The organism is Rothia nasimurium (genome assembly GCF_928392795.1).
Taxonomy (GTDB): domain Bacteria; phylum Actinomycetota; class Actinomycetes; order Actinomycetales; family Micrococcaceae; genus Rothia; species Rothia nasimurium_F.
The window spans coordinates 30,964-43,934 of record NZ_CAKMTJ010000008.1; the positions used below are offsets into that span (position 1 = coordinate 30,964).

Consider the following 12,971-nt stretch of genomic DNA (forward strand, 5'->3'; position numbering starts at 1 on the left):
TATGCACTGTTAGATGGCTTGTGCGGACGTCTGTGTTCGGCTCAGTACCTCCATGCCGGCAAGGTGCGCTGCCGCACCGATGACCGGGCTAGCCATCAAGGCCACAATGGTTTTAGTTTCAAGATCTAACGGTAGCAGCAGACAGCCAAAAGCAACCACAACGGTAACTACCCAGCCTGCAAGGTAGATGCGGTGGGCGCCCATCGCCAGGGCCGCCGTGCCTGACAGTGTTGTCACCGCTAGAAGGGCCGCGGCAAAAGTGAGAGCCGCGAGGAAAGCCCCGTCGAGCTGCCCGGCATACTTCTCGTAGATTTCATCGAAAAGCCAGGGACCCAGCAGATAAGCTGCTCCGGCTCCTACTGCCCCCAGAGCTAGCAAAGCCCCTACAGGTTTAAGCAGGGCAGCGGTAGGGCGCTGGGCATGGGCCAGGAAATAAGACACCGCGACACCCTGAAAAGCTTGCAGGGGCATCATGATGGGTGCGCGAGTGATGGAGATACCCAAAATAATCGCGGCCAGAAGTGCATCGGACTCTGTTTCGGCCTTCGAACTTGTTGCTTCCAAGAAGATAGGAAAGCCTGTAGACATAGCAGCCATAGCTACCGCGGTCCCCACAGCTAAAAGCATGCTCCGGTACGCCGCGCCTGGGCGTCCTACCAGACGCAAACGAGTCGCTGAGCGTACCCGGGGTGAGAAAGCCACAAAAATGAGCCAGAGGAAGGCCGTTGCCAAGAAAGAGAGCTGAAAGGCAAGCAGGCTGCCCCCAACCACAGATACAAGCAGGGTACACAGGAAACAGAAAATACCGCCGGTTGAAATCAACAGGGCATATTCTGTCCAGGAACGGGTGCCGGCCATCGCCCCAATGCAGTAGACGTGGCAGGCATATACAGCCGTCACCAGGGTAATCAGAAGTACTGTTCTCCAGTCCCCTGCTGGTAGAACGGTGCCGAGCCACACCGGTGTAAGAGCTGCAAAAATGAGAGCACAGGTGAGACCCACCCAGGTCGCTACCACGAGCGGGTTGTAGGTTCTCTGACTGGGGACAGAAGCAGAATTACCCTTGCTCAAATGATGGGAGCCGATGAGGCGCGCTGACTCTTGTTGAACCCCCAGCAAAGTCGCGAACACCAAAGAAGTAAGAGACCAAAAAACCAAAAAATCTTTGTTGTCTTCGACCGTTAAAGATCGGGCAGCTAGCCAGGTCACCAAGAAAGTAGTACCCGCGCTAATAATGGATGAAGCCGTAATAAAAAGCGACTGGCCGCGACTAATCACAGCTTCGGTATGTTCTTCGCTCACGGAATCTCTTCTTCTATGACGATAAGGAAAGTATCTCTAGCTTATCGGTCTTGCCACTCCGGAGGGCATTCTAGGGCATGCCGTATGATGGTTTTGTGCCACACGCTTTGCACCGTTACCCCTGTACTCTCAATCGCTGCAATTGCGTCTAAAGAGAAGGCATAGCTTGGAAGAGGAGGTTGCTACCTTACCGGTTAGCGTTTCGGAGACCTAATCGGTGCCTGTGGTAGACTGCCCAAGTTGCCCAGCCACCGGGTAGCAACCGCACCACAGAGAAGCAGCATAGATGAACCGAACTCGCCACAGACACAAGCCCTTGGGCAGCTTCATTGAGCAACCCAAATTCAGGCCAGAAGTGCAAGGCCTCCGGTCCCTGGCAGTCCTTCTCGTGGTTATGTACCACGTCTGGTTCGGTAAAGTGTCTGGCGGTGTCGATGTCTTCCTCTTCATCTCAGCCTTCCTGCTCTCGCTGTCGTCCTTACGTAAGATTCAGGACGGCAAGCCCCTCAAGGTCGTCAGCTACTGGCTCCACGTCTTCCAGCGCCTACTGCCGGCGGCTGCAACCGTCATCCTGGCTACCCTGGTCGCCGCCTATTTCGTCATTGCTCCCTCACGCTGGGCATCCCTTTTAGCTGACGCCAAAGCAGCGCTCTTCTACTTCCTCAACTGGCGCCTGGCTTTCAACTCGGTGGACTACTACGCCCAAGACGCCACCCTCAAAACCCCCTTCCAGCATTTCTGGTCTCTCTCCATGCAGGGCCAAATCTTTATTCTCTGGCCCCTGCTGTTTGCTTTCGTAGCCTTCCTGGTGGGTTATCTGCGTCTGAAGGTTCTCCCCACCGCCCTATTTGTTTTTGGTACGGTCTTCGTTACCTCTCTTACCTTCTCCATTATCGAGACCTCTACCAACCAGTCCTTTGCCTACTTCGACACCCGCACCCGCCTCTGGGAGTTCGCAGCCGGCACCCTGCTCGCCATGCTCGTACTAGTCTGGCGAGTGCCGTCCTGGTTGAAGGTACCCATGGGTTGGGTGGGCGTTATCGGCCTTGTCACCTGCGGTTGGCTCCTGCCTGTTGAGCGTGCCTTCCCCGGTTACCTGGCCCTCTGGCCCCTGCTATCGGGTGCTTTCGTCATCGCAGCGGGTCAAACTGGCTCCCGCCTGGGCGTAGACCGCCTTCTCTCAGCTAAACCTCTACAGAAGATGGGGGCAATCTCCTACTGCCTCTACCTGGTGCACTGGCCCATTCTCATCCTGTACACCACCGCTATTGGGGAGCCTAAAGCTGGCTGGCTTGACGGAACCCTGGTTATTCTCTCCTCTATCGCGGTAGCGTGGCTCCTGCACAACCTTGTTGAAAAGCCTCTACGAGCCTGGGAAAAGAAACCCAGCCGCCACGCCCTGCGCCACGCAATGCTCAGCGGTACCCCGTGGAGTCGAAAAAAACAGAATGTCCGGGGCAACTGGAAGCGCCCGGTGGCTGTCATCGCAGTATGTTTTACTCTGGTCGGTGGCTTGGCTGTAGGAGCTACACGATGGTTGGATGCACAAATCAACGTGTGGGCGCATAACGCTTCTCTTGCAGGGACTTCCCAATTTCCTGGTGCACTGGCTATAGGTGAGACTAAAAGATACCAGAACCCTCCAATCCCTGTTATCCGTAATCAAGGGTGGGTCGATACCTCTATCGGTGAACAGTGCAACTCCTACCCCGGTATGGAAAACTCAAGCCTCAACAACCCAGAGGCTGAGGAGTACTGCTATGTGATGCAAGCGAAGAGAAGCCCTGATGCACCTACTTTTGTATTTGCAGGTGATTCGCATAGCCAGCAGTCACTGCCCTTATTTGAAGAAGTAATCCCTGACGATGCCACGGTGATTCTAATGATTAAACCTTGGTGCCGTTTGACTGTCCCAGAAGAAAGCTACTCAACTGCGGGACCTGCAGCTGATGCTGCCTGCCAAAACTACAATGCCCGAGCTCTTGAAGAAATTCAACAGTTGAAGCCCACCTATCTTGCAGTAATCTCTACTCGACCTCAAGATGGTATCCCTGATGAGCAGCCAGTCAAAGGAATTGATGGTGTAGCAAGTCTTGTAGAATCCTACGGAGGAAAAATCATATCTGTTCGTGATAACCCTCGTTTTGTTCAGAATATGTTTGAATGCTCTCAGCGTGAAAATACCTCGAGTTGCAGTGTTCCACGGTCACAGGTATTAGCATCTACGGATCCTGCCCAGCCCATTTTTGATCGTTTCTCTAACGTCTACGAAGTGGATTTATCAAATTATTTTTGCCCTGAGGGATACTGCGTTCCTGTAATAGGAAATGTGGCACTATACATGGATAATAACCACCTCACAGCGCAGTATGGTAAGACCCTTTCGAGCGCAGTGGTACAACAACTTGAAGTCCAGGGCTGGGACCCCTCAGCCGTCAACCCCACAGGCTAGCAACCACCATACGGAATACGGGTGCCCCGGCTTTGACCAGCCGGGGCACCCGCGCATACGCTCAGGGTACTACCGTACGCACACACGCCGGGCAGGGCTAGCCGAGCCGGGCGTCCGCACCCCGCAGGAAAACTATGACCGCACCCGCCACCCCGCACAAACGCCCGCGCAAGGCCGCCCTGGCCTCCTGGATCGGTTCAGCGCTGGAATACTACGACTTCGCGGTCTTCGGTACAGCCGCGGCCCTGGTGCTCAACCGCATCTTCTTCCCCGAAGACTCGGATGCCGCTGGAATCCTCAAATCCATGATGGTGCTGGGCGTCGCCTATGTAGTTCGCCCCTTTGGTGCTATGCTGATGGGCCCGCTGGGCGATAGGTTCGGACGCCGTTTTGTGCTCATGCTGACCCTCTTCATGATGGGCGGGGCCACCTTCGCCATTGGCTGCCTGCCCACCTACGACCAGGTGGGGCTGCTTGCCCCCGCCCTGCTGGTGCTCTGCCGGGTTTTCCAGGGGTTATCGGCGTCGGGTGAGCAGGCGTCCGCTATCTCAATGTCGCTGGAACACGCCCACGACCACCAGCGGGCCTTCACCACCTCCTGGACCCTGCACGGTACCCAGTTCGGTTCCCTGCTAGCAACGGCGGTATTCCTGCCCTTTGCGGCCCTGCCCGAAGAAGACCTGCTCAGCTGGGGTTGGCGCGTGCCTTTCTGGCTTTCGGCTTTCGTGCTGGTAGCTGCCTGGCTGATTCGCCGTCGTCTTGAAGAGGCCCCCTCCTTCGTTGAAACCCAGGCCCAGCAGGTGATTGACCCGGCCCGTCGTAAGGCGCCGCTGGCTCTTGTCTTCACCCGCCACAAGCGGGCGGTGGCGGTGGTGGCCCTGTGCGCCATGGTCAATACCGTGAACATGGTCTTCACAACCTTCTCAATCTCTTTCGCCACCAAGGGTCACGGAATTGATTCGGGCATTATGCTCTGGGTTCCTATTGCCTCTAACGGCCTGAGCCTGCTCGCTATCCCGCTCTGGGCTATGGTCGCTGACCGAATCGGCCGCAAACCTATCTTTGCTACCGGCGCCCTGGTCGCTGGTGGGCTCATGTTCCCCTACCTGCACGCCATCACAAGCGGCAACATTGTTCTCGTGTTCGTGTTTGGTGTGCTCATGCACGGGGCCTTCTACTCCATGGCCAACGGCATCTGGCCGTCCTTCTACGCTGAAATGTTCCCCACTCGGGTGCGGGTGACCGGCCTGGCCCTGGGCACCCAGATTGGTTTTGCCCTGTCGGGTGGTATCGCTCCTGCAGCAGCTACCGCGCTTGCCGGGGACGACTTTGCCAACTGGGTGGGCCCTGCCGCCTTCACCCTGGGTATGGCGGCTCTGGCCTGCCTGTGTGCGCTGACCGCTCGTGAGACCGGAAAGCTGACCCTGGCTGAGGTTGACCGGGTGCAGGACCACTAGATTTTCTCGCAAGAGATAAGGACGCCCGCCCCACCATTCGCAGGTGGGGCGGGCGTCCTGGTTTTAGGTGCTAGTCGGTAGAAGAGCCAGCGCTTGCTGGGCGCTACCGATACCTGCCGCGGGTCTAGCGGGAGAGCTTGGCGTCGATGGCCTCGCGGAGGGCCTGTGCTCCTTCGACCCAGGCGTCGAAGTCGCCGTTACCCTCAATATCGGGTAGGGCGCCAGCTTCGAGACGGGCTGCGCGGAAGGCGCGGGCAATATCGTTGACCGAAGCTCCGTGCTTCTTCTTCATCTCGTACACGAAGGTGATACCCGCGTGGTTGATCATGCGGTTAGCTGCGCGGGTTGCGATGATTTCGCTGCGCAGGGGGTGCTCGTCGAAGTAGGAGCCAAACTTCTCGGTAGCGGGAGTCGGGAAGTAGTCAGCCAGGACGTCGCTGAGGTCGAGGTCGGGCTCGTCGGCGTAGCCGCTGTCAACAAGGGCCGCGGTGAGGTCGATCTTTGCATAGGCGGTGAGTACTGAGAGCTCAGGGCTGGTGAGGGGGACGTGGGCTTCGGCCCGGTCTGCTAGTTCGGCATCTGAGGGGAGTAGCTCAACCTCGCGGTCCAGGTGTACGGTCTCGGTCAGGTAGTCCATGAACTCGCCCGCAATGTCGTTGGTGTTGAAAGCTTCGGTGCGCTCTGCCTGCAAGAGTACGTTCTGCTCCAGGTTGGAGCGCAGCACGCGGCGGCCTACTTCTTCGACCTGCTCAGCGATGAAGTCGGCGCGGTCGCCCTCCTTGAACTGACCCGCTTCGATAGCGCGACCCATGAGAATCTTGAGGTTGACTTCGCGGTCTGAGGTCTCAACGCCGGCAGAGTTGTCGATAGCATCGGTGTTGACGAGGATGCCACCCGCTGCTGCCTCGATGCGGGCTCGCTGAGTGAGACCCAGGTTGCCACCTTCGGAGATGACGCGCACCCGCAGCTCGGGTGCGGTGATGCGGAGCTTGTCGTTGGTGGAGTCGCCGACCTGGCTGTTGCTTTCTTCGGTGGAGCGCACGTAGGTGCCGGTTCCGCCGGTGTAGAGCAGGTCTACGGGGGCCTTGAGCAGGGCGGTAATGAGCTGGTCGCCGCTCATGGTTTCAACGGCGCTATCAAGGCCCAGGGCCTCCCGCATCTGGGGTGTGACCTCGATGGCCTTGTCTTTACGGGAGTAAACGCCGCCGCCCTCTGAAATCAGTTCGGGCTTGTAGTCGGTCCAGTAGGCACGGGGCAGGTTGAAGAGGCGCTGACGTTCGGCAAAAGAAGTAGCTGCATCGGGGTTGGGGTCGATGAAGATATGGCGGGAGTCGAAGGCGCCAATCAGGCGGATATGCTCTGAGAGCAGGGCGCCATTGCCGAACACATCGCCGGCCATGCCGCCGATACCCACCATAGTGAAGTCTTCAGCCTGAGAATCGTGCCCCAGGGCAGCGAAGTGGCGCTTGACAGATTCCCAGGCGCCGCGGGCGGTAATACCCATTTCCTTGTGGTCGAAGCCGACGGAGCCGCCGGAGGCGAAGGCGTCGCCCAGCCAGAAGCCGTTAGCGATAGAGATAGCGTTAGCGGTGTCAGAGAAGGTTGCGGTACCCTTATCGGCTGCAACGACCAGGTAGTGGTCGTTCTCGTCGAGGGCGACGACGTTTTCGGGGCGGACAATCTGCTGTTCACCCTGCTCGTCGGTAACCAGGTTGTCGGTGACGTCTAGCAGGGACTGGATGAAGAGCTTGTAGGCGGCAACACCCATCTCGTTGTACTTGTCCTGCTCGGCATCACGGTCGGGCAGGTTCTTGGGGACGAAACCGCCCTTGGAGCCGGTGGGGATGATAACGGCGTTCTTGGTGACCTGAGCTTTAACCAGACCGAGCACCTCGGTGCGGAAATCCTCGGGGCGGTCGCTCCAGCGCAGACCACCGCGGGCAACCTTGCCAAAGCGCAGATGCACACCTTCGAGAGCTTCACCTTCGACAAAAATTTCAAAGAGCGGCTTGGGGAGGGGCGCGAAAGAGATATCGCGGGTTGAAATTTTTAGGGCGATGGTTTCTTTACCCTGATAGGCATTGGTGCGAACAGTTGCGAGGACGACCTCAAGCAGCTTGGTGAAGAAATCCTGGGTTTCGTCGTCCAGCTTTTCGATATCGGCGCGCACGTCTTCAGCCGCTGCGCGCTGGGAGGCGCGGCGGGCGTCCGCGTCCTTTTCGAGGGCGGGGTCGAAGCCGGTGCTGAAGATATCGGCAATACCTGCGGCGACGCCGGGGTTGTCGGCAAGAGCCTGGGCCATGAAGTCTTCGCTGAAGTTGGCTCCGAGCTGCAGGAGATAGCGGGAATAAGCGTGCAGAACCTTGGCTGAGAGAGCTGAAGTAGTAGTGGCTGACATCATCTGCCCTTCTAGTCGGGGAGGGCACCTTAGTGCCCTGGTGGAAATTCCAGCATAAGAGGGCGAAGGTCGAGCTGGCGATACCATTTTTGCAATGTGAGACTGTATGTCTCGCATATGAAGAGCTGCTGGGTGCAGGCTGCCTCCTGGGTGTTGCGGTTCACTCCCCGCCGCCTTCCCGACTACTATGTAAGTGGAACACACACCTGCGTTCCCAGATATCACAACGGAGTGACATCCGCCCAGCGAAAGGCAAACCCTTGCTTACGAACAATCGTTCAGCCCACTGGTCCGGCAGTGAAGATTGGATCAATGAATACTACCGTCACAGCTCAGCCGATGAGCTTGAAGGTCTGAGCGACCAGCAGCTCACCAACCTGGCCCAGGCCCACCGTGCTCTGGCAGAACAGCGTGAAGCTGGTGAAGCCCTCATTTCAGTGAGCAATGACGACGCCGGTAGCACCCTCTTTATCGTTGTGGATGACACCAGCTTCCTGGTCTCATCTATTACCGCTCAGATTGCCGCTAACTGGGGCGGTATCTCGGGTCTGATTCACCCCACCTTTGTGGTGGACCGTGATGAGAGCGGGCACCTCATCAACGCCACAGGTACCGGTTTTAAGCAGCCTGTGGCAAGCGGTGACACCGTTTCTATGCCTATTCTGCGCGATGCCGCTACCGGCAACATCGGTGCCGGTGCCACCATCGAGTCGTGGATTGCCGTCCGCCTTACCTCTCGCGTTGAGGGCGATAGCATCGCCCGCCTTGAAAACGAAATTCGCTCCATCCTGATCGACGTGCGCCGCGCTGCCCGTGACAACGACGCCATGGCCGCCCGCACCCTCGACATCGCCGAAAAACTGGGCGAACTCACCGACGTTACCCTGGGCGGGGCTGCCCACTACACCGGTTCCATCAACTCCGATGCCGACCCCATGACCCGCATTGAATCGGTCCAGGAATTCTTGCGCTGGCTCACCCGCGGCAACTTCCTCTTCATGGGCATTAAGGAACGCGACCTTTCAGGCCGCTCCGGTGACCTGCTGCTGACCGACCGTGACGGCTCTGGCCTGGGTATTCTTGCCGATACCGGAGAAGGTGACCCCATCGTCCTCACCGGTCTGGGCCTCGAAAACGCCCGCGACCCCAAGCCCCTCTACATCACCAAGGCCAACTCCCGCTCCACCGTGCACCGCCACGAGTACCTGGACTACATCGGTGTGCGCGACTTTGACCGCTCCGGCAAGATTGTGGGTGAATACGTCATTCTGGGCCTCTTCTCCCGCCAGGCGTACTCTCTGCCCGCCGTCGAAACCCCCATCGTGCGTGAACGTGTAGCTATCATGCGCCGCCACCTGGGCTACCAGCCAGGCTCCCACTCCGACAAGACCCTGGCCGGCATTATCGAAGACTACCCCCGCCTCGAACTTCTCCACGCCGACCTACAGGAACTTACCGATACCTTCCGTGGCATCATGGGCCTGGAAGAGCGTCGCACCACCCGCCTCTTCCTGCGTCCGGACGCCTTTGGCCGCTTTGTCTCCGCCACAGTCTTCCTGCCCCGCGACCGCTACAACACCCACGTGCGTCAGCGCCTGGAAGCTGTCTTCCACGAGTTCATCGATATTGAAAGCCTAGACTTCGAGGTCTACCTCTCCACCTCGTCCCTGGCTCGTATCTTCTTCCGTCTGCGCCTGACAACCCCTAACACCATTCCGGCCCTGGATGCCAAGGCGATTGAGCGCCGTCTGCAGGAAGCTACCCGATCCTGGGGCGAGGCAACCGCGGCTGCCGTTGAGACAGCAGCTGCCGGCGAAGGTTTGAGCGCCGAGGACGGCCGTGCAGCTGCCTCAGCTTGGTCTGAGGCTGTGCCCATGACCTACCGCGCCGACTACGAGGTAGAAAACGCCGTTGAAGATATCAATATTTTCGAATCTCTCAGCGACGAGCAGCCGGCCGCCATCCGCATGGGGGAGCGCCAGGGTCGAACCCGCATCAAGACCTACCTGGCTAGTGCCCACACCCTCACCGAGCTGCTACCCGTGATGCAGAATATGGGTCTGGTCGTTATCGATCAGAAGCCCTACGACATCACCCCGGCAGACGGCCGCAGCTTCTCCCTCTATGACTTCGGTGTTGAACTGCCCGAAGGTATCGAAGCGGAGAAGGTCGCTGCTCTCTACGAGGATGCCCTGAACGCCTACCTGCTGGGCAAGCGAGAGTCCGACAGCCTAGACCGCCTGATTCTTGCAGAGGGGCTGACCTGGGAGCAGGTCCGCGTGCTGCGCGCCTACACCCACTACCTGGTGCAGCTGGGGCAGGTCTACACCGCAGAGTTCATGTCTGATACCCTGCTTGCCTACCCTGCCGCTACCCGCCTACTCGCCGACTACTTCGCAGCTAGCTTCGACCCCGATGCCGAGTTCGCAAGCGACGAGCAGCGCGAGGACGCCCGTGAGCAGGTCTTGCGTGAACTGGGCGGCGTCCTGGATGCCATCCCCACCCTCGACGTGGACCGCTTCATGCGCTCCTTGGCCGCCGTCATGAAGGCGACCCTGCGCACCAACGCCTACCTGGATCGTCCTGCCCTCGCCCTCAAGGTGGCACCCGGCCAGATTGATTTTGCGCCCCTGCCCCGCCCCACCTTCGAAATCTTTGTCTACTCACCCCGCGTTGAGGGTGTGCACCTGCGCTTCGGCTCCGTTGCCCGCGGTGGCCTGCGCTGGTCTGACCGCCGCGAAGACTTCCGCACCGAGGTGCTGGGCCTGGTCAAGGCTCAGATGGTCAAGAACGCCGTCATTATCCCCACCGGTGCCAAGGGCGGCTTCTACCCCAAGCAGCTCCCCAACCCGGCCCTCGACCGAGACGCCTGGATTACCGAAGGTCGCGAGTCCTACAAGGTCTTCATCGCCTCCCTGCTCGACGTCACCGACAACCTGGCTATTGAGGCTGACGGCAGCGAAACCGTCGTACACAACCCCCGCGTTATCGCCCGCGACGGCGACGACTACTACCTGGTTGTAGCCGCTGACAAGGGCACCGCATCCTTCTCAGACACCGCTAATGCCATCAGCGCAGACTACGGCTTCTGGCTGGGCGACGCCTTCGCCTCCGGCGGCTCCGTCGGCTACGACCACAAGGCCATGGGCATTACCGCCCGCGGCGCCTGGGAGTCAGTCAAGCGCCACTTCGCTGAGCTGGGCATCGACTGCCAGACCGAAGAATTCACCGCCGTCGGCATTGGCGACATGAGCGGTGACGTCTTCGGCAACGGCCTCATGCGCTCCCGCGCCACCCGACTGGTTGCGGCCTTCGACCACCGCGACATCTTCCTGGACCCCAACCCCAAGGCCGATGTCGCCTTCGACGAGCGTGTACGCCTCTACAACCTGCCCCGCTCCTCCTGGCAGGACTACAACCCCGAGCTCATCTCCGCCGGTGGTGGCGTCTACTCGCGCGGCGCTAAGTCCATCCCAATCTCCGAGCAGGTACGTCAGGCCCTAGGCCTCGACGAAGGCGTCACCGAAATGGCCCCGCCCGAACTGCTCTCCGCCATCCTCAAGGCCCCCGTCGACCTGCTCTACAACGGCGGTATCGGCACCTACGTCAAGGGCTTCACCGAAACCCACGCCGCCGTAGGCGACAAGGCCAACGACGCCATCCGCGTCAACGGCCGCGACCTGCGCGCTCGCATCGTGGGCGAAGGTGGTAACCTGGGCTTCACCCAGCTGGGTCGTATCGAAGCTGCCCGCGCCGGCATCCTCATCAATACCGACGCCATCGATAACTCCGCCGGTGTAGAGACCTCAGACCGCGAGGTCAACATCAAGATCCTGGTAGACCGCCTGGTCACCGCCGGTGAGCTCTCTGCCGAAGAACGCGCAGGCTTCATCGAAGCCCAGCGCGAGGACGTCGGCGCCCAGGTGCTGCGCACCAACGTTGAGCAGAACGTGCTGCTGCAGGCTGAGCGCCACGGTGTGGTGCCCGGTGTTGAGGCCTACATCCGTCTGATTCACGACCTGGAAGAGAACGCCGGCCTTAACCGCGAGGTGGAATTCCTACCCACCGACGAGGAAATCCGCGAACGCTACGAGGCTACCGGTGAAACCCTTAACGGGCCCGAGCTGGCTGTTCTTGCTGCCTACGTGAAGATCCACCTCACCGCAGAGCTTGAGAAGACTGACCTGGCAGACGACCCCTACCTGGCCCGTGTGCTTACCGAGTACTTCCCGCCCGCCCTGGTTGAACGCTTCGGCGAGCACCTAGAATCTCACCCCCTGCGCAAGCAGATTATCTGCACCCGCGTAGCCAACGAGATGGTCAACCTGGGCGGTATCACCCACGTCTTCCGCGCAGTGGAAGAAACCGGCGTGGGGGTAGACGCCCTGGCACGCGCCTTCTACGTTTCACGTGAAACATTTGGCATTGGCAACTCAGCGCGGTTGCATCGCGAGCTTCCTGCCTCAGTTCCCCTGGAAGGCTGGCAGGCCGTCATCAAGGACTGGCAGCGTGTGCTCGACCGCCTGGCCCGCTGGTTTGCGGCCGAACGCTCAGTCGTCGTGGGCACCCCCATCGCCGAGATGGTTGAGCGCTTCAAGCCCGTTGCAGAGCTCATTCCTTCACTCAAGGACTACTTCTCAGAGAACACCCGCGCTCGCGTTCGCGCTATGCGTGACCAGGCTGAAGGGTGGGGTCTGCCTGAAGAACTCATCGTCAACTGGATTCGCGAGTTCGAAGCTTTCGCCCTCATGGACGTGGTTCGCATTGCCGAAGCTCACGGCCTCTCCACCGAACAGGTTGCCCGTGTCTACTACTCGGTTTACGACCGCTTCCAGGTAGACCTGCTGCTGACCACTATCTCCAAGCTGCCGCGTAATGACCGCTGGGAGACCCTGGCTCGTTCCTCCCTGCGCGATGACCTCTACGAGATTGCTGCCTCCCTGGCGCTCAACGTCGTCCAGGAAGTTGGTGAGGGCGTGGCCGCCGGAACCGAGAGCGGCGACACCGCGGTAGCCCGTTGGGTAGAGAACCACCCCGTCCGTATGGGCCGTGTGGACTCCATGCTGGCTGAGATTCAGGACGCCGCCCCCGGCGCCGACGGCCGCCCCCGCCTGGCCGTCCTGCAGGTAGCCCTGCGCACCCTGCGCGGCGCGGTCAGCTAGGCCTCGGTTTATACACAGTAGCCCATGCCTTCTCTCATGATTTCCAGTGGTTGAGTAGCAGGAAATTATAGAGGGAAGGAGTGGGCTTCTTCGCCTCAGCAGTGGCTCCTATAGCCACCTCCCTTAAGTAGGCAATATTCTGCCGTTTTGTGGGATGGTGGCCTAGAATTATAGATAAATCGAGTATATCGGCGAGATTT

5 protein-coding genes are annotated in these 12,971 nt (G+C 59.6%); 3 read left to right on the top strand and 2 right to left on the bottom strand.

The annotated features are described in order from the left end of the window. Positions 1-9: 9 nt before the first annotated feature. Positions 10-1,302 carry a hypothetical protein gene (locus tag L6963_RS09120; protein WP_237207405.1) on the bottom strand — a complete coding sequence of 431 codons (1,293 nt, stop codon included), beginning with the start codon at positions 1,300-1,302 and terminating at the stop codon, positions 10-12. A gap of 286 nt (positions 1,303-1,588) precedes the next feature. On the opposite strand from L6963_RS09120, the gene L6963_RS09125 reads away from it, so the two are divergent. Further along, the gene (locus L6963_RS09125; protein ID WP_272878940.1) at positions 1,589-3,754 is read left to right on the top strand and encodes an acyltransferase family protein; all 2,166 of its coding nucleotides are present in this window, start codon (positions 1,589-1,591) and stop codon (positions 3,752-3,754) included. 134 nt (positions 3,755-3,888) lie between these two features. Continuing rightward, the gene (locus L6963_RS09130; RefSeq protein WP_237207406.1) at positions 3,889-5,211 is read left to right on the top strand and encodes an MFS transporter; all 1,323 of its coding nucleotides are present in this window, start codon (positions 3,889-3,891) and stop codon (positions 5,209-5,211) included. A 124-nt stretch (positions 5,212-5,335) separates the two neighbouring features. Here L6963_RS09130 and L6963_RS09135 read toward each other — a convergent pair whose 3' ends face one another. Continuing rightward, positions 5,336-7,612 (bottom strand): NAD-glutamate dehydrogenase domain-containing protein, encoded by a 2,277-nt coding sequence (locus tag L6963_RS09135; protein ID WP_237207407.1) that lies wholly within the window; start codon positions 7,610-7,612, stop codon positions 5,336-5,338. A gap of 257 nt (positions 7,613-7,869) precedes the next feature. On the opposite strand from L6963_RS09135, the gene L6963_RS09140 reads away from it, so the two are divergent. Then, the gene (locus L6963_RS09140; RefSeq protein ID WP_237207408.1) at positions 7,870-12,771 is read left to right on the top strand and encodes an NAD-glutamate dehydrogenase; all 4,902 of its coding nucleotides are present in this window, start codon (positions 7,870-7,872) and stop codon (positions 12,769-12,771) included. Positions 12,772-12,971 lie beyond the last annotated feature (200 nt).